General features: G+C 71.9%; 20 protein-coding genes, 1 tRNA gene, 1 pseudogene and 1 riboswitch. Of the genes and pseudogenes, 13 read left to right on the top strand and 9 right to left on the bottom strand.

Translation table 11 applies throughout. The annotated features are described in order from the left end of the window. The 12 genes and pseudogenes from AAW14_RS30020 to AAW14_RS29965 form a co-directional block, all read left to right on the top strand. Positions 1 to 790, top strand: a pseudogene (locus AAW14_RS30020) (ATP-binding protein); the annotation flags it as partial. Between the two features lie 56 nt (positions 791 to 846). After that, the gene (locus tag AAW14_RS30015) at positions 847 to 1,281 is read left to right on the top strand and encodes a roadblock/LC7 domain-containing protein (RefSeq protein ID WP_265567391.1); all 435 of its coding nucleotides are present in this window, start codon (positions 847 to 849) and stop codon (positions 1,279 to 1,281) included. 2 nt (positions 1,282 to 1,283) lie between these two features. Next, on the top strand, positions 1,284 to 1,655 hold the full coding sequence (locus tag AAW14_RS30010; RefSeq protein WP_265567395.1) for a DUF742 domain-containing protein: 372 nt from the start codon (positions 1,284 to 1,286) through the stop codon (positions 1,653 to 1,655). Further along, a complete protein-coding gene (locus AAW14_RS30005; protein WP_265567388.1) occupies positions 1,633 to 2,232 on the top strand; it encodes a GTP-binding protein in 600 nt (199 codons plus the stop codon). Before AAW14_RS30010 ends, AAW14_RS30005 begins: the two co-directional genes overlap by 23 nt. Next, positions 2,229 to 2,789: a GAF domain-containing protein gene (locus tag AAW14_RS30000; RefSeq protein WP_265567386.1), complete on the top strand. Its 561-nt coding sequence runs from the start codon at positions 2,229 to 2,231 to the stop codon at positions 2,787 to 2,789. Before AAW14_RS30005 ends, AAW14_RS30000 begins: the two co-directional genes overlap by 4 nt. 180 nt (positions 2,790 to 2,969) lie before the next feature. Next, the gene (gene tdh / locus AAW14_RS29995; protein ID WP_265567384.1) at positions 2,970 to 3,998 is read left to right on the top strand and encodes an L-threonine 3-dehydrogenase; all 1,029 of its coding nucleotides are present in this window, start codon (positions 2,970 to 2,972) and stop codon (positions 3,996 to 3,998) included. Between the two features lie 36 nt (positions 3,999 to 4,034). After that, a complete protein-coding gene (locus AAW14_RS29990) occupies positions 4,035 to 5,228 on the top strand; it encodes a glycine C-acetyltransferase (protein ID WP_265567382.1) in 1,194 nt (397 codons plus the stop codon). 31 nt (positions 5,229 to 5,259) lie between these two features. After that, a complete protein-coding gene (locus AAW14_RS29985) occupies positions 5,260 to 6,165 on the top strand; it encodes a LysR family transcriptional regulator (RefSeq protein ID WP_265567380.1) in 906 nt (301 codons plus the stop codon). 63 nt (positions 6,166 to 6,228) lie between these two features. Further along, a complete protein-coding gene (locus AAW14_RS29980; protein ID WP_265567378.1) occupies positions 6,229 to 6,801 on the top strand; it encodes a helix-turn-helix domain-containing protein in 573 nt (190 codons plus the stop codon). Continuing rightward, the gene (locus tag AAW14_RS29975; protein WP_265567376.1) at positions 6,798 to 7,328 is read left to right on the top strand and encodes a GNAT family N-acetyltransferase; all 531 of its coding nucleotides are present in this window, start codon (positions 6,798 to 6,800) and stop codon (positions 7,326 to 7,328) included. The genes AAW14_RS29980 and AAW14_RS29975 overlap by 4 nt, the downstream gene beginning before the upstream one ends. Positions 7,329 to 7,369: 41 nt before the next feature. Beyond that, positions 7,370 to 7,729: an MmcQ/YjbR family DNA-binding protein gene (locus AAW14_RS29970; protein ID WP_265567374.1), complete on the top strand. Its 360-nt coding sequence runs from the start codon at positions 7,370 to 7,372 to the stop codon at positions 7,727 to 7,729. A 104-nt stretch (positions 7,730 to 7,833) separates the two neighbouring features. Next, positions 7,834 to 7,907 (top strand) — tRNA-Pro (locus AAW14_RS29965). Between the two features lie 524 nt (positions 7,908 to 8,431). Here the strand turns inward: AAW14_RS29965 and AAW14_RS29960 are convergent. The 9 genes from AAW14_RS29960 to AAW14_RS29920 all read right to left on the bottom strand — a co-directional run bounded on the left by AAW14_RS29960 (position 8,432) and on the right by AAW14_RS29920 (position 15,717). Beyond that, positions 8,432 to 9,115: a hypothetical protein gene (locus AAW14_RS29960; RefSeq protein WP_265567373.1), complete on the bottom strand. Its 684-nt coding sequence runs from the start codon at positions 9,113 to 9,115 to the stop codon at positions 8,432 to 8,434. A 148-nt stretch (positions 9,116 to 9,263) separates the two neighbouring features. Next, the gene (gene gndA, locus AAW14_RS29955) at positions 9,264 to 10,703 is read right to left on the bottom strand and encodes an NADP-dependent phosphogluconate dehydrogenase (RefSeq protein WP_265567371.1); all 1,440 of its coding nucleotides are present in this window, start codon (positions 10,701 to 10,703) and stop codon (positions 9,264 to 9,266) included. A gap of 238 nt (positions 10,704 to 10,941) precedes the next feature. Then, on the bottom strand, positions 10,942 to 11,136 hold the full coding sequence (locus AAW14_RS29950) for a hypothetical protein (RefSeq protein ID WP_265567369.1): 195 nt from the start codon (positions 11,134 to 11,136) through the stop codon (positions 10,942 to 10,944). Between the two features lie 87 nt (positions 11,137 to 11,223). Continuing rightward, the gene (gene thiD / locus AAW14_RS29945) at positions 11,224 to 12,027 is read right to left on the bottom strand and encodes a bifunctional hydroxymethylpyrimidine kinase/phosphomethylpyrimidine kinase (RefSeq protein WP_265567367.1); all 804 of its coding nucleotides are present in this window, start codon (positions 12,025 to 12,027) and stop codon (positions 11,224 to 11,226) included. Further along, the gene (locus AAW14_RS29940) at positions 12,024 to 13,418 is read right to left on the bottom strand and encodes a purine-cytosine permease family protein (RefSeq protein ID WP_265567365.1); all 1,395 of its coding nucleotides are present in this window, start codon (positions 13,416 to 13,418) and stop codon (positions 12,024 to 12,026) included. Before AAW14_RS29940 ends, thiD begins: the two co-directional genes overlap by 4 nt. Next, positions 13,410 to 13,504: riboswitch (TPP riboswitch) on the bottom strand. It overlaps the preceding gene by 9 nt. Before the next feature lie 425 nt (positions 13,505 to 13,929). Further along, positions 13,930 to 14,586: an endonuclease gene (locus tag AAW14_RS29935; protein WP_265567363.1), complete on the bottom strand. Its 657-nt coding sequence runs from the start codon at positions 14,584 to 14,586 to the stop codon at positions 13,930 to 13,932. A 7-nt stretch (positions 14,587 to 14,593) separates the two neighbouring features. Beyond that, on the bottom strand, positions 14,594 to 14,932 hold the full coding sequence (locus AAW14_RS29930; RefSeq protein WP_265567361.1) for a DUF3140 domain-containing protein: 339 nt from the start codon (positions 14,930 to 14,932) through the stop codon (positions 14,594 to 14,596). Between the two features lie 45 nt (positions 14,933 to 14,977). Next, positions 14,978 to 15,460, bottom strand: coding sequence for a Dps family protein (locus tag AAW14_RS29925; protein ID WP_265567360.1), 483 nt, complete (start codon positions 15,458 to 15,460; stop codon positions 14,978 to 14,980). After that, a complete protein-coding gene (locus AAW14_RS29920; protein ID WP_265567358.1) occupies positions 15,457 to 15,717 on the bottom strand; it encodes a WhiB family transcriptional regulator in 261 nt (86 codons plus the stop codon). The genes AAW14_RS29925 and AAW14_RS29920 overlap by 4 nt, the downstream gene beginning before the upstream one ends. 167 nt (positions 15,718 to 15,884) lie before the next feature. On the opposite strand from AAW14_RS29920, the gene AAW14_RS29915 reads away from it, so the two are divergent. Further along, positions 15,885 to 17,072, top strand: a complete 1,188-nt coding sequence (locus tag AAW14_RS29915) for a thiolase family protein (protein WP_265567356.1) — start codon at positions 15,885 to 15,887, stop codon at positions 17,070 to 17,072. Positions 17,073 to 17,118 lie beyond the last annotated feature (46 nt).

Here is a 17,118-nt window from a genome sequence, read left to right as displayed (position 1 = left end):
CACCCGGCCCCTCCGCCCGGCGCCCCCGACGTCCGGACAGCCCGTGCCTCTCGCGCCGCGACCGCCGCAGCGCGACCGGAACCCAGCCGAGCCGCGACCGCCGCAGCGCGACCGGAACCCGGCCGACCACGGGCGGTCCCCGCTTCCCGTGCGCGACACCGACACCACACGGCCCAATCCCTCCGAGGCGCTGCCAGGCATCAGCCCCGGTGACCGGCCCGTCGTCGCGGAGCACGCGGGCCTGGCGCCGACACCGCTGAGCGGCCCCGTGCGCGGCACCATGGGCAAGCCCCACCTGCCTCGCCGCCGCGCCCAGGAACACATCGCACCCCAGCTCCGCGGGGGCCCCACGCTCCCCGCCCGCCACAACGCGGATCAGCACGTCGGCCACGACCCGGGACTGATGGCCGCCTTCCAGCGGGGCATCGGCCTCGCGGAGGCGCGACAGCGGTCGGAGTCCGACCACACGAAGGGAGACGCCCACCCGGCACCCGCCACGGCCCACCACCGGGACCGGCCCCTCGATGCCCGGCATCACGACTGGCCCTTCGACGCCCGGCATCAGGACCGGCCCTTCGACCCCCGGCATCAGGACCGGCCCTTCGACGCCGCGCACCAGGATCGGGCCTTCGACGCCGCGCTGCCGGGCACGGCGCTCCCCGGCGGCACGCCGGCGCCCTCCCTCGACGTACCGCCCATGGACCCGGCGCGCACAGCCGAAGCGCGCGCCCCGTACGCGGCCGACCACGACAGGACCGTCCGGAACGACGGGAGCGCACCGGCCGGATGACCACCCCCACTTCACACGCTCCCGCAGACCTGCGTACCCCAAGGAGTCGATCCACCATGGCGAGCGAAGCGCCGACCTCCCATGTCTCCGACCTCGACTGGCTGATGAGCGGCCTCGTGCAGCGCGTACCGCACACCACGAGCGCGGTCCTCCTCTCCTGCGACGGGCTCGTGAAGTCCGTCCACGGCCTCGACCCGGACAGTGCCGACCACATGGCCGCCCTGGCCTCCGGCCTTTACTCGCTCGGCCGCAGCGCCGGCGTCCGCTTCGGGGACGGAGGCGAAGTCCGGCAGGTCGTCGTCGAACTCGACTCGACCCTGCTGTTCGTCACCACCGCGGGTTCCGGCACCTGCCTCGCCGTCCTCGCCGGACGCGACGCCGACGCGGCGGTCCTCGGCTATGAGATGGCGATGCTCGTCAAGAGCGTGCGGCCGTATCTGGTGACCGCGCCCCGTCGCGCGGCCGACCGGCCCACGGCGATCCGGCCTTGAGCGTGACCACGGCCGGCGACGGCCCCTGGCTCGACGACGCGGCCGGGCGACTTGTGCGTCCCTACACGGTCAGCAACGGCCGCACCCGGCCGACCGCAGCGCTCGATCTCCTGTCGCAGGTGATGGCCACTGGCGCCACCCCCCTCGGCTACCTCGGTCCCGAGCACACCGAGGCACTGGATCTGTGCCGGGCGCCCGTCTCGGTCGCCGAGGTCGCCGCCCATCTGAAGCTGCCCGCGGCGGTGACCAAGGTGCTGCTGTCCGACCTCGTCGACGGCGGGGCGCTCACCACCAAGCCCCCCGCTTTCCACCACAACCCCACTGACCGGTCACTTCTGGAGGCAGTGCTCGATGGACTACGACGACAGCTCTGATCCCTTCCCCACCGCGCTGAAGATCCTGGTGGCGGGTGGGTTCGGAGTAGGCAAGACGACCCTCGTGGGGGCGGTGAGCGAGATCGCCCCGCTGAGCACGGAGGAACTGCTCACCACGGTCGGCGCCACGACCGACAGCCTCGAAGGGATCGAGAACAAGGTCGAGACGACTGTGGCGATGGACTTCGGCCGCATCACCCTCGACCCGCAGCACGTGCTGTACCTGTTCGGTACGCCCGGTCAGGAACGGTTCTGGTTCATGTGGGACGAGCTGTCCGAAGGCGCGCTCGGGGCGGTGATCCTCGCAGACACCCGCCGTCTCGAGGACTGCTTCGCAGCCGTCGACTTCTTCGAGCAGCGCGGCCTGGGGTTCATCGTCGCGATCAACGAGTTCGACGGCTCCTACCGCTACGATCCGGCGGAGGTGCGCGCAGCCCTTGACCTCGGCCCCGACATTCCCGTGGTGCGCTGTGACGCCCGGATCTCCAGCTCGGGGGTGCAGACCCTGCTCACCCTTGTCCGCCACCTCCTCGCCCAGGCGCCGCTGCGGGCTCCGAGCCAGGGAGCCCGCACATGACCCCGAGCCGACTGCTGCTGACCCCGGAGGACGGAGACGCTCCCGCGCGCGTCGGCAGGCTGCGCCGGCTCGGCCTCGGCGAGCGCCCCGAACCGGAGTTCGACGCCTTCGCGGCCCGGGTCGCGGGGCTGGCCGCGGCGCCGTACGCGATGGTCAACTTCATCGGCGAACACCGGCAGTTCTTTGCGGGACTCCACCAGCCGGACGACCGGCCGCTGACCGTCGTGGCCGACCCGGACCGCGCGCACCACGAGCCGACGCGTCACCTGGGCCGTGAGTACGGCTTCTGCCCGCATGTGGTCGTCCGGCGCAAGGCGCTCGTACTCGAGGACGTCCGCGACTATCCGCGGTTCGCCGCGAACCCGGTCGTCGACGAGCTCGGCATCCGCTCCTACCTCGGCGCCCCGCTCGTCGACCGCACGGGCATCGCCCTCGGCACGGTCTGCGCCGCCGATGTGCAACCCCGCCCCTGGGGCCGGGCAGGCCTGGAGACCATCAAGGCGCTGGCCGCGGAGCTGGCCGAGCGGATCGAGCGGAGGGAGAGCGGCGGGATCTGAGGGGCGCGTACACGGGCGTGCGGGAAACGCGGGCGTGAAGGAAAGCTGCGGCCGCGCTTAAGAAAACCTCGATGGACCAGGGATGCGCGATACGGCAGATTTCTGAGGGACTTCCAACCCCTCTCCCCGGTACGGGCTCCTTCGGCATGCCCCCCGGTCTCAACCACAGGAGCCGTAGCGTTGAAGGCGCTGGTCAAAGAGAAGGCGGAACCGGGGCTCAGGCTCATGGACGTCCCGGAGCCGCAGGTCGGACCCGGTGACGTACTGATCAAGGTCCTCAGAAGCGGGATCTGCGGCACCGACCTGCACATCCGTGCCTGGGACGGCTGGGCTCAGCAGGCCATCCGGACGCCGCTGGTGGTCGGACACGAGTTCGTCGGCGAGGTCGTCGCGACGGGCCGGGACGTCACGGACATCAAGGCGGGCGACCGGGTCAGCGGCGAGGGCCACCTGGTGTGCGGAAAGTGCCGCAACTGTCTCGCCGGACGCCGTCATCTGTGCCGGGCCACGGTCGGGCTCGGCGTCGGGCGCGACGGCGCGTTCGCCGAGTACGTGGCGCTGCCCGCAACGAACGTATGGGTGCACCGCGTCCCCGTCGACCTCGACGTGGCCGCGATCTTCGACCCGTTCGGCAACGCCGTGCACACGGCCCTCTCCTTCCCGCTGGTCGGCGAGGACGTCCTGATCACCGGAGCCGGTCCGATCGGGCTGATGGCCGCCGCCGTGGCCCGCCACGCGGGCGCCCGCAACGTCGTCATCACCGATGTCAGCGAGGAACGCCTCGAACTGGCCCGCAAGATCGGGGTGAGCCTCGCGCTGAACGTCTCCGAGGCCGCCATCGCCGACGGACAGCGCCAACTCGGGCTGCGTGAGGGCTTCGACATCGGCCTGGAGATGTCCGGGCGTCCCGAGGCGATGCGCGACATGATCGCCAACCTGACGCACGGCGGGCGGATCGCCATGCTCGGTCTGCCGTCCCAGGAGTTCCCCGTGGACTGGGCCCGGATCGTCACCTCCATGATCACCATCAAGGGCATCTACGGCCGCGAGATGTTCGAGACGTGGTACGCGATGTCGGTCCTGCTGGAAGCCGGACTCGACCTCGCACCCGTGATCACCGGCCGGTACGACTACCGCGACCACGAGGCGGCGTTCGCGGACGCGGCGGGCGGCAAGGGCGGCAAGGTCATCCTGGACTGGACCGCATAACTCTCTTCCGGCGTAAGCATTTTGAGGAGCTTCCCGATGTTCGACTCCGTGCGCGACGACGTCCGCGCCACCCTCGACGAGATCCGTGCCGCCGGGCTGCACAAGCCCGAGCGCGTGATCGGCACGCCGCAGTCCGCGACCGTGCAGGTCACCGCGGGCGGCCGCCCCGGCGAGGTGCTCAACTTCTGCGCCAACAACTACCTCGGCCTCGCCGACCACCCCGAGGTCATCGCCGCGGCCCACGAGGCACTGGACCGCTGGGGCTACGGCATGGCGTCCGTGCGGTTCATCTGCGGTACGCAGGAGGTGCACAAGGAGCTGGAGGCGCGGCTGTCCGCGTTCCTCGGCCAGGAGGACACCATCCTGTACTCCTCCTGCTTCGACGCCAACGGCGGAGTTTTCGAAACCCTCCTCGGTCCCGAGGACGCGGTCATCTCCGACGCCCTCAACCACGCCTCCATCATCGACGGCATCCGGCTGTCCAAGGCCCGCCGCTTCCGCTACGCCAACCGTGATCTGGCCGACCTGGAACGGCAGTTGAAGGAGTCCGCGGGCGCCCGCCGCAAGCTGGTAGTCACCGACGGCGTCTTCTCCATGGACGGCTACGTGGCCCCGCTGCGCGAGATCTGCGACCTCGCCGACCGCTACGACGCCATGGTCATGGTCGACGACTCGCACGCGGTCGGCTTTGTCGGCCCCGGTGGCCGCGGTACGCCTGAACTGCACGGCGTCATGGACCGTGTCGACGTCATCACGGGCACCCTCGGCAAGGCGCTCGGCGGTGCCTCCGGCGGATATGTCGCCGCCCGCGCCGAGATCGTGGCACTGCTGCGCCAGCGCTCGCGGCCGTACCTCTTCTCGAACACGCTGGCCCCGGTGATCGCGGCGGCCTCGCTCAAGGTGCTCGACCTGCTGGAGTCGGCGGGCGACCTGCGCGAGAAGGTGGCCGCGAACACCGCTCTCTTCCGCCGCCGTATGACCGAGGAGGGCTTCGACATCCTGTCCGGCGACCACGCCATCGCCCCGGTCATGATCGGCGATGCGGCAAAGGCCGGACGCATGGCCGAGCTGCTGCTGGACCGGGGCGTGTACGTCATCGGCTTCTCCTACCCGGTGGTCCCGCAGGGCCAGGCCCGCATCCGGGTCCAGCTGTCCGCCGCGCACTCCACGGGGGACGTGAACCGGGCGGTGGACGCGTTCGTGGCGGCGCGGGCGGAACTGGAGGCCTGAAACGCCCCGACGTCTTGCGATAATCGTTCGCATGATCGAAGCGCGGCGGCTCCACATCCTCCGTGCGGTGGCCGACCACCGCACCGTGACGGCCGCTGCCGCCGCGCTCTACCTCACCCCCTCCGCGGTGTCCCAGCAGCTCGCCGCGCTGGAACAGGAGACCGGCCACCGGCTCGTCGAGCGGAGCGCCAAGGGCGTGCGGCTGACCCCGGCCGGTGAGATCCTGCTCAGCCACACCAACGCCGTCCTGGCCCAGCTCGAGCGTGCCGAGGCCGAACTGGCGGCGTACGGCGCCGGCTCGGCGGGCACCGTGACACTCGCCTCCTTCGCCACCGGCATCGGCCAGGTCGTCGCCCCCGCGCTGGCCCGGCTCGCCCGTACCGCACCCGGCATCCGGATCCGGGTCCGGGACGCCGAGGGGGACGCGAGCCTGCCGATGGTCCTCGACCGTCAGGTGGACGTCGCGGTCGCTGTCGAATACCGGGGGGCGCCCGACGCCGACGACCCCAGGCTGACGCACATCCCGCTGTACGCCGAGCCCTTCGACGCGGTCCTGCCGGTGAGCCACCGCCTCGCCCGTGCGGCCGACGTTCCGCTCGCCGAGCTGGCCAAGGACCCGTGGATCGGTCCGTACCCCGGCAACCCGTGTCATGACGTGGTCGTCCTGGCCTGCGAGCACGCCGGCTTCCATCCCGGTCTCGAGCACTCCTCGGACGACTTCCGTGCGGTCGTCGCGCTCGCCTCGGCCGACGCGGGCGTGGCCCTCGTGCCGCGCTCCGCCCTGCGCGGCATGGATCTCACGGGTGTGGTCGTACGCCCGGTCGACGGGGTTGCCCCCACGCGGCGGGTCTTCGCGGCCGTTCGCCGCGGCGCGGAGGGGCACCCGCTGATACGCCCGGTGCTCGACGCGCTGACGGAGGCGGCGACGGCGGACTGACCGGAGCCGCGGCTTGTGCCCGGCCTCGTCTCCTCGTCCCGAATCCGGGATAGCATCCCGAATATGGGAAGTCATGCGATGGATCCCGTCGACGCCCGCCTCGCCGAGCGCCTCGCCGAGCTGCGGGCCGAGCGCGGCTGGTCGCTGGGCGAGCTGGCGGAGCGCAGCGAGGTGAGCCGGTCGACGCTCTCCCGGGCCGAACGGGCCGAGATCAGCCCCACCGCCTCGATGCTCAACCGGCTGTGCGGTGTCTACGGCCGCACGATGTCCCAGCTCCTGAGCGAGGTCGAGGCAGAGCCCGCGCAGGTGGTGCGCGCCGCCGACCAGAGGGTGTGGGAGGACGCGGCCTCGGGGTTCGTACGCCGGTCCGTGTCCCCACCCCATCCAGGACTGCGGGGTGAACTCGTCGAGGGGCGGCTCGCCGCGGGCGCCGACATCGCCTACGACCGGCCGCCCGTGCCCGGACTCGAACAGCACGTCTGGGTCCTCGACGGAACCCTGGAGGTGACCGCGCAGGATGTACGCCACCGGCTCTTCGCCGGGGACTGCCTGCGGCTGCGGGTGTGGGGGCCGACGCGGTTCCGGTGCGCCGGGCCCGAGGACGTGCGGTACGCGCTGGCGGTGGTGCTCCCATGACCGCGATCGTCGGACTGAGTGGAACCGAGGTGGCCGCCCTGGCCGAAGAATTGGCCGATCTGCTCACCGACACCGTGCACGGCGGAGCCTCCGTCGGCTTCCTCGCGCCGCTCGACCGGGCCGAGGCCCTCGCCTGGTGGAGGCAGAGAGCGGCCGCGGTCGAGGCGGGTGGTCTCGCAGTCTGGGCGGCGCGGGCCGGGGACCGGGTCGCGGGCACGGTGAGCCTCGCCTTCCCGGACAAGCCGAACAGCCGCCACCGGGCCGAGTTGGTGAAGCTGATGGTCCGGCGCGACGCCCGTGGCCAGGGCCTGGGGCGCACTCTCCTGACAACCGCCGAGCGGGCGGCCGTCGAGTCCGGGATCACCCTGCTCCACCTGGACACGGAGACCGGCAGCCCGGCCGAACGCCTCTACACCTCCGCAGGCTGGACGCGGGCCGGGGTGATACCGGACTACGCGGCCGAACCCACGGGAGAGCTGCGCCCGACGACGCTCTACTACAAGCGGGTGGGGGCTCTGGCCGGCTGAGCCGCCACCCGGTGTCAGTGGGGTTGGCTACGGTGCGAGACATGCCGGACGCCGAAGACGTACGCCGTATCGCCCTGTCCCTGCCCGACACGGCGGAGAAGATCGCCTGGAGCATGCCCACGTTCCGGGTCGCGGGGAAGATGTTCGCCACGCTGCCCGAGGACGAGACGTCGATGGCGGTGCGCTGCCCCAAGGAGGAGCGGGACGAGCTGGTCCGGGCCGAGCCAGGGAAGTTCTGGGTCGCCGACCACGAGGCGCAGTTCGCCTGGATCCGGGTACGCCTGACCGCCCTGGAGGACGAGGCCGAGCTGTACGACATCCTGGCCGACTCCTGGCGCCAGTCGGCCCCGCCCCGGCTCCTGGACCACCACCCGGAGCTGGGCCTCCCGGCCGGAGAGTGACAAGGCGGGTGAACGGCGCATAAACGGGTGCGCGACCACCGTCGTGAGTGCGGTATTGTTTCTGTGCGCGTTCGGCCCGGGGAAACCCCAGGTCAGACGGGCAACGGGACGTGGCGCAGCTTGGTAGCGCACTTGACTGGGGGTCAAGGGGTCGCAGGTTCAAATCCTGTCGTCCCGACATTGATGTCGGAATTGATGTCGGAATTCGCAGGTGAGGGGCGTTCTTCGGAGCGCCCCTCATGCATGAGCGGAATCACCCCGGGAGCCCAGACCGGGTGCGCAATTTCTCTGCCGTGACGAGGGCTGTCGGACGCCGACCCGCACTCCTCTCGGGAACTCCTTTAGGTGTCGGTGGCCCTGGCGGAACTGCGGGACGCGATCGTCCGACCCTCGCGCGCCGCACCTGCTGGCCGGCCACCGCACCGGCGGCCGCTCCGACTCTCACCGGCTCTGCTCGGTACCGCTGAGGCAGAGCCGGTGGCGACGCTTCTCGCCGCCGGAGTCCCCTGCTCCGAGGGTGAGTTGGGTGCGACCGCCGCGATGGCGGCGGGGTCCAGCCGGATACCGAACCGCCGCGGCGGGATCGCCCGCGCCTCACCTGGGAAGTGGGTGCGGGGACGCGCCTCGGGGCACCGAGATGACGTGGGCGCGGCCCGGGTGGCCGCCGGGGATGCGCGAGGTGGGCAGGATGCCGTTCACGGGTCAGCGCATGATGTTCACGGCGCGCGCCACCACCAGTCCCACCGTGAGGATGGAGACCGCCGACTGCAGGAGCATCAACAGCTTGGCCCACCGTGACATGGGCATCGTGTCGGTGGGGCTGAAGGCGGTCGCGTTGGTGTAGGAGACGTACAGGTAGTCGAAAAAGGCCGGTTCCCAGTCCTTGTCGACCAGCTCCTGCGCCTGCATCTGGGGGAAGAGGAAGTCGGGATGGGCGCGGTGGGCGTGTGCCCGCGCGACGGGACCACCGCGATCGAACTCCCAGTACCACAGGGCGAAGACCACGACGTTGGTGCCCCAGATCCCGGCCGCGACGAGAAGCAGCGGGCCCGCGGAGCTTCCCGCATGCCCCGTGAGCAGAGCGGTGATGAGCCGGGCCAGCGACCATGCGTTGGCCAGGCTGACGACCGCTGCGAGGATCAGGGACGCGGCACGGAGTGGGACGGACTCACGGTTGATCCTGCCCGGGTTGCTCAGCAGCAGCACCGCCAGGAAGATCCCTTCCAGGGCGGGCAGCAGCCAGTGCGGATGGACGGTGAACCGGGCGGGCTCCGTGAGCTGCGCCGCGATGATGAGCAGGATGACCGTGGCGACCTGCCAGCGGTGTTCACCGTCGGTAGCCCTCCGCCATGCGGGGATCTTCGTCTTCTGTGGCGATTCAGTCATAGTGGCAAGTGTTTCTCGCCACCGGTCCGAGGCGACCGCCTGGCACCTCGTCGACACGTCCTGTGCCCCGACGCCCTACTGTCGGGTCACCATTCGACGGCACCGTCCCCGGGCCGGGCTCCCGCGGACGGAAGCCCGGCGGCCGGGCTCAGGCCTGCGTCTCGGCCCGGTCGGCCGTGCCCCAGAGCGTGTGGAAGCTGCCCTCGCGGTCGACACGCCGGTAGGTGTGCGCGCCGAAGTAGTCGCGCTGGCCCTGGGTGAGCGCGGCCGGCAGACGGTCGGCGCGCAGGGAGTCGTAGTACGACAGCGCGGCGGAGAACGCGGGTACCGGTACGCCCCGGCGGGCCGCCGTCGCGATCACCTCGCGCCACGGCACCTGCGCGTCCTTGATCTCCGCCGCGAAGCCAGTGTCCGACAGCAGGCTGACCAGGCCCGGATCCGCGGCGTAGGCGGCTCGGATGCGGTCGAGGAACGCGGCGCGGATGATGCAGCCGCCGCGCCAGATCTTCGCCACCGCGCCGAGGTCGATCTCCCACCCGAACTCCTCGGCGGCGTCGAGGATCATCTTCCAGCCCTGGTCGTAGGCGATCACCTTCGACGCGTACAGGGCCTGCTCCACCTGCGCGGTGAAGCGCTGGGCCTCGTACGGGGTCAGGTCCCAGCTGGTGCCCCCGGGCAGCCCCCGGTAGGCGTGACGCAGCGCGGACTGGCCCGAGGCGGCACGGGCGAAGGTGGCCTGGGCGATGGCGGTCACCGGCGAGCCCAGCTCCAGCGCGGTCTGAACGGTCCAGCGCCCGGTGCCCTTCTGCCCGGCGGCATCGGCGACGACGTCCACGAACGGCCTGCCCGTCGCCGCGTCCACATGGGACAGCACCTCCGCCGTGATCTCGATCAGATACGAATCCAGGCGGCCCTTGTTCCAGTCCCGGAAGATCTCGGCGATCGCGGCGGGGGAGAGTCCGGCCACCTGGCGCAGCAGGTCGTACGCCTCCCCGATCAGCTGCATGTCTGCGTACTCGATGCCGTTGTGGACCATCTTCACGAAGTGCCCGGCGCCGTCCGTGCCGACGTGCGTGGTACACGGCTCGCCGTCCACCTTCGCGCTGATCTTCTCGAACATGGGCCCGAGCGAGGCGTACGACTCCGGGGAGCCACCCGGCATGATGCTCGGCCCGTTGAGCGCGCCCTCCTCCCCACCGGAGACACCCGCGCCGACGAAGTGGATGCCGCGCTCGCGCAGCGAACGCTCACGGCGCCGGGTGTCGGCGAAGTGCGCGTTACCGCCGTCGATGATCATGTCACCGGGCTCGAGGAGCGGGGCGAACTCCTCGATCACGGCATCGGTCGCCGCGCCCGCCTGCACCATGATCATCAGGCGGCGGGGGCGTTCCAGCGCCGCCACGAACTCTTCCGCCGACCCGGCGGCCACGAACGCGCCCTCGTGTCCGAACTCCTCGACCAGCGCCTTGGTTCTGGCCGGGGTGCGGTTGTGCACGGCGACGGTGTACCCGTGCCGTGCGAAGTTGCGGGCCAGGTTGCGGCCCATCACCGCGAGCCCGGTGACGCCGATCTGCGCGGTCGCCTGCATGCTGTGCTCCTTGGGTCCGGATCCGCCGCTCCCACGCGTCCGGCGGGCGGAGCGGATGTCGCTCGGTACGGCTCGCGCCGCTGTACCGGTCAAGTACGGACGACGGGGCGGGACTTGCTCAGCGTGCGTTCGGCAGACCCGGGCCCGCACGGTCATGGGAGCGGCTCAGGCCCCGATGACCTGCAGGGAAGCGGTGATCACCGAGGCCGGCCACCGGGCCCGGGCGCTCGGCCTCGGCTCAGGCGTGGCACAGCGAGATGGCGCCGGTCGCGATCGCGGTCCCGGCGGCCGGAACCGCCACGGCGGCTTCCGGCGGCCCGAACGGCCCCACGACCGCCCCGGCCGGAAGGGCCACGAGCGGGGCGTTGGAGAGTGCCTCGGCGAGCGGGGTGTTCAGGGCTCGGTCCTTCCGGAACGGGATCGCAGCGGCCATTCCTTCACATCAGGCCGGTCCCCCGATCACACCAGGCCGGTCCCCGGACTCTCGAATCGAGGCGCGGAGGTCGGGACGGGCCGCCGGTCACCGTCCCCCGCGCGCCCGCAGCCCCCACCCGTGGTCCACCGACCCGATGCCTGAGCCCAGGGCGAACCCCGCCGCGATCGCCGCCGTGACGTACTCCTTGGCCCGCCGCACGGCCTCAGGCACCTCGAGGCCCTGCGCGAGCCCGACCGCAACGGCCGAGGCGAGGGTGCAGCCCGTTCCGTGGGTGTGGCGGTTGTCGTGGCGCGGTGCGCGCAGCCAGTGCTCCTCGCGGCCGTCGGTCAGCAGGTCCACGGCCTCACCGGGCAGATGTCCGCCCTTCACCAGCACCCACCGGGGACCGTACGACAGCAGCCGCTCTGCCGCGTGGCGCATGTCCGGCTCGTCGGTCACCGCGACACCGGTCAGCTCCGCGACCTCGTCCAGGTTCGGCGTCGTCACCGTGGCGAGCGGAAGCAGGCGGGTCCGTACGGCGTCCAGCGCGTCGTCGGCGAGCAGCCGGTCCCCGTGCTTGGAGACGCTCACCGGGTCCACCACGACCGGGGCCGCGACGTCCGCGAGCAGTTCGGCGACCGCCGTGACCAGCGCGGGCGAGGCCAGCATCCCCGTCTTGACCGCCTGGACACCGATGTCGTCGACGACGCTGCGGTATTGCGCTCGCACCGCCTCCACGGGCAGTTCCCAGGCCCCCTGCACACCGACGGAGTTCTGGGCCGTGACCGCGGTGACCACGCTCATCCCATGGGCGCCGAGCGCGAGCATCGTCTTCAGGTCGGCCTGGATGCCCGCGCCGCCGCCGGAGTCGGACCCGGCGATCGTCAGGACACGGGGCGGCGCGGTCATGCGCGGCCCTCCTTTCGAAGACGCAGTGGGGCGTACACGGCGAGTGCCACCAGGAACGCCACGTAGTACGAGACATCGGCGCCGTGCAGCGCATGGGCGACCGGGCCCACGTACAGGCCGGTGTCCATGAAGGGCACCGCCGCCGCGAAGGCGCCGGCGAACGCCACCAGCGGCGGCCACACCGACCGCGGCCGGGCACTGTCCGCCGCGAGATCGATCGTTGTGCCGCGCCGCGCGAGCCAGTCGACCACCACGATCGCCACGAACCCGGGGATCCAGTAGCCCACGAACAGCAGCACGTTCTGGAAGCGGGCGGTGGTGTCGGCGGCGTGCATCCACAGCACCAGCGGGAAGCCGAGCACCGCGGCCAGCGCCGCCCCCGCCGGTCGCGGCACGCGCACGCCGACGGTCTGCAGCGCGAGGGAGCCGCTGTAGTCGTTCATCGCGTTGCTGCACAGCGCCGCCAGCGCCACGGCCAGCAGGCCGAAGGCGCCCGCCGCGCCCCCGCCCAGCAGGGTGTCGACCCCGGCGGCCGTCTGGTTGGTGAGTACCGACGCGCCCCACAGCCCGAGCGCCTGGACGGCCACGAAGGACACCACGAGGCCGAGCAGCGTGCACCAGAACATCCGGGAGCGGGAGGTGGTGCGCGGCAGATAGCGGCTGAAGTCACTGGCGTACGGGGCCCACGACAGCGTCAGACTCAGCGCGACGGTGCTGGCCAGAACGAACGCGCCCGCCCGGTCGGCGCCGTGCGCGCTGCCCGAGGCGGCGGGGTGGACGCTGCCCGCCATGCGCAGGGCGATCAGGGCGAAGGCGACCGCGAGCACGAAGGTCATGACGATCTGGAGCCGGTGGATCGCCTCGTACCCGAGGACCCCGAGGGCTCCCTGCGCCAGCATGATCACCAGGACGCCCAGCCAGAACGGCCAGCCGCACAGGCGTGCCAGCGCGTCCCCGCCGAACAGTCCGATCAGCGCGTCCCAGGCGACCGACGACAGCCACTGCAGAACGCCCGGCAGCGCCACCGCACGCCCGAACGCGAGCCGGGCGAGCGGGAGCTGTCCCGCGCCGGTGCGGCTTCCCCAGGTACCGAGGTAGGCGGTGGGCACCGCGCCCAGCACCGTGCCCAGGACGACGGCGGCGAGGGCGGTGGTGAAGTCGAGCCCGAGCGCGATGCCGATGGTCCCGGTGAACACACCTGTCATGGTCAGGTTGGGGGCGAACCACACGGTGAACAGCCGGCCCGCGCCGCCGTAGCGGTTGCTCTCGGGGACCGGTTCGATGCCGTGTCCCTCGACCCTGAGGTCACCGGGAGCGGCGGGCATCCGTCCGTCGAAGACGGTTCGCCGGCCTTCGGCGGGCAGCCCGCCGGAAACATGCGCAAACGGCATGAAAGACATCCCTCCGCCAGTACGAACTGGTTCAGGTTCGACGGGTGTGATCTCAGCCCCTGCCTGGGGCACCCCGTGTCCGGTACGGCCGTCAGACTAACCCGAGCCCCGGGCCCGGCCATACGGAAGGGCAGCCTCCGGACCCGGCGGCGGTCCTTGCGGCGGCTCTGAGGGCCCGACCCCGATGCGTCACCGCCGGGTGCGCTCGAGTGGCCGTTCTTCGATGAATGCGCCTAATGCGGTTAATGCGCCTTCTGCGATTGCGGGGCAAGCTTTTTCTGCGACCGCCGGAGTGCCGAAGACGGCCAGACGCGGCAGGAGAGCCGGATGCGGCCGGACGCGGCAGGAGAGCCGGATGCGGCCGGATGCTCGGGGGAGCCGGATGCGGCCGGATGCTCGGGGGAGCCGCCGGTCGGGACGCCGCCCCGGCCGGGCGGCCGCGAACGGTCACCCGGCCCGACGGGCGATGGCCGGCGCGACGGCGAAGCGGCCGCGGGGCGCCTGGCGGTCGTCACCCGGCGTGTGCCAGCACCTCCTCGGCCAGTCTCCTGTCGAGGGCCGCCCGCACCAACGCGGCGGCCAGCACGGCCGGGTCGGTGTCACCGGCCAGTTCCGCCAGCTCGTCGGGGTCCTGCGGCAGGCCGAGCCGCTCGGCCCCGGCGAGGGCCTTGGCATCGAGGTAGGGCGCCGCCTCCGGCCACACTCGCTGCACCTCACGCAGGAAGATGTCCGCGCCGGCGGGACCGATCCCCGGTATCTCCTGCAGCAGCCGGCGCAGAGCCGGCACGTCCCCGTCCGCCTCCTTCCGCATGCGCCGCAGGTCGCCACCCCAACGTTCCGTCAGCAGCCTTGCCCCGTCGCCCAGTTGGGTCGCCGTTCGCTCGTCGTAGCGCCGGTATCCGCCCCGCCCCAGCGCGTCGACCCGCTCCTGCCAGTCGGCCTCGGCCATACGGCGCGGATCGCGCAGACCGGCCTCGTCCAGCGCCCGCACCGTCGCGAGAGCGATCGATCCGCGGATGCGGGCGCTGAGCAGCAGGGCCATCAACAGCAGCCGGTAGAGCGGCTGCGGGGCATCCTTGAGCCGGATGCCCGCCTCCTCGGCATAGGTGCGCCCCTGCTCGCCGACGAGTTCATCGATGACGCGGGACGCGTCGTTCCGGCGGGACATGACGGCCTCACTGCGGCGGCTTGAGCGGGTCGTGACCGAGTGTCATGAGCCGGTGGCGCCGGAGCTCCTCCTCCGCCTCGGGCTCGTTCTCCGTGTCCCGCTCCGCGGCGACGACGTCCACCACGTGGTACATCACCCGGATGTCGTCCTCCGTGAGATCCGTGCGCCGCTTCTGCAGGATCGCGAGGACGTGCCGCCCGGTCGGGGTGCCCGCCCGCTCGGGCAGCGGCTCGGACTCCTCGCCGGCGTCCCGCACGCGCAGCCAGGCCGCCAGTTCCTGGGAGGTCATGTTCACCACGCCGTGGAACTCGTCCCACAGTGCGTCCATCTCCAGGGCGTCGGTCATGGCGTACTCCTCTCCGCCGTCGCCGGTCGCGCTCGGTTCGCGTCCTCAGGCCTCGCGCGGCCAGTTCTCCGCCTCGAACATCCAGCGCTGCTTCTCCAGCTCCGCCGTGAGTCCGATCAGCAGATCCTGGGTCACCGGATCCGCCTTCTCCGTCTCGTCGATCCGCTCGCGCAGCCGGCCGATCGCCGTCTCCAGCGACTCCACCATCAGTCCCACGACCTCGTTGTCCCTCAGCCAGCCCTCCTTCACGCCCGGCAGGCCGAAGGCCGACGCGACGGTCTCCGGGCGGCCGTCCGGCGCCACGCCGAGTGCGGCGGCCCGTTCCGCCACGGTGTCCGCGTACGAGCGTGCCGTGGCCACCACCTCGTCGAGCTGGAGGTGAATCGAGCGGAACCTGGGCCCGACGATGTTCCAGTGGGCCTGCTTGCCGACCAGTGAGAGCCCGAGCAGATCGACCAGCGTCTCCTGCAGGGCCTGCCCCGTGACCCGGCGGGCGGGTTCGGGCAGCGTGCTCTTCACCACGGTCATCGCGCGCTTCTCCTTGTCGTTGTCCGACGGTCTCTGGCGCGGAGCAGTTCGGCACGCTCCTTTTCGTCGGTGCCGCCCCACACGCCCGCCGTCTGTCCGCTCTCCAGCGCCCAGGACAGGCACTCGGCGATCACCGGACAGCGGCGGCACACGCGCTTGGCGGCGGCGGTCTCCACCACGGCCGGCCCTGTAGAGCCGACGGGGAAGAAAAGCTCGGGGTCCTCGCCCACGCACGCCGCGTGCCACAACCACTCCATGGGCGCCCGGGTGCCCGGGACGGATCCGGTGAAACCCGGGCGCGGGAACGCGCACTGCCACGGTCCAGGGATCTTCCCGGTGGGCCGTCCGGCGGTCTATAGTCCAGAACCAGGAACAAAAACTAGCAGCGCTAATTACCTGTTCGAGGCCGCTCAGGAGTCCCGCCGTGCGTACCGTCCATTTCGCGGCAGCCCGCCGCACCCCCATCGGCAGACTGCGCGGCGCCCTGTCCTGCGTGCGCCCCGACGACCTCGCCGCGACGGTGATCCGCGGACTGGTCGCCGATCTGCCCTCCCTCGACCCGGCTCGCATCGACGACGTCTACTGGGGCGCCGCCAACCAGGCCGGCGAGGACAACCGCAACGTCGCACGCATGGCGGCCCTCCTCGCCGGTCTGCCCGACTCCGTGCCGGGCGCCACGGTCAACCGGCTGTGCGCCTCCGGCCTCGAGGCGGTCACCACGGCGGCCCGTACCATCGCCGCGGGCGAGGCCGACATCGTGCTCGCGGGCGGCTCCGAGTCCATGAGCCGCGCCCCCTTCGTACTGCCCCGCCCGGACGAGGCACTGCCGCACCGCATGGAGACCGCCGACACCCGCCTCGGCTGGCGTCTGGTCAACCCGGCGATGAGGGACCTCCATGGCCTGCTGTCCATGGGCGAGACCGCCGAGGAGGTCGCCGAACGGTACGGCATCGGGCGCGAGCGCCAGGACGAATTCGCCCTGCGCAGCCACCGCCTCGCCGCGGACGCCCGCAAGAACGGGTACTTCGACGCCGAACTCCTGTCCGTGACCAGGCCGGACGGCGCGGTGGTCACCGACGACGAAGGGGTGCGCGAGGACACCTCGTACGAGAAGCTGGCCCGCCTCAAGCCGGTCTTCCGCGAGGGGGGCTCGGTCACCGCGGGCAACGCCTCGCCCATGAACGACGGCGCGGCGGCCCTTCTGCTGGTGAGCGAGGAGGCCCTGAACGAACTGGGTCTCGAGTCCCTCGGCCGATATGTCGCGGGCGCCTCGGCCGGGGTCCATCCGGATGTCATGGGCATCGGCCCCGTCCCGGCCACCCAGAAGGTCCTGGCCCGGGTCGGCTGGACCGTCGGCGACATCCAGGAGGCGGAGTTCAACGAGGCGTTCGCCGCCCAGGCCCTCGCCTGCGTCGACCGCCTCGGCATCGACCCCGAGCTGGTCAACCCGACCGGCGGCGCCATCGCACTCGGCCATCCGCTCGGCTGTTCGGGCGCGCGCATCCTGACGACCCTCCTGCACCGTATGCGCCGCACCGGCGCGGCCCGCGGGCTCGCGACCATGTGCGTGGGCGTGGGACAAGGCAGCGCGCTGCTGGTCGAACGGCACTAGCCGTACGTCAACGGCGCCGGGCGCACGTCAGCAACAGGGGCGGGCG

This window comes from Streptomyces hygroscopicus, from assembly GCF_026168105.1.
GTDB lineage: Bacteria > Actinomycetota > Actinomycetes > Streptomycetales > Streptomycetaceae > Streptomyces > Streptomyces hygroscopicus_D.
The sequence above is the reverse complement of the archived record's forward strand: the minus strand, read 5'-3'. Positions and strand labels throughout refer to the sequence as shown.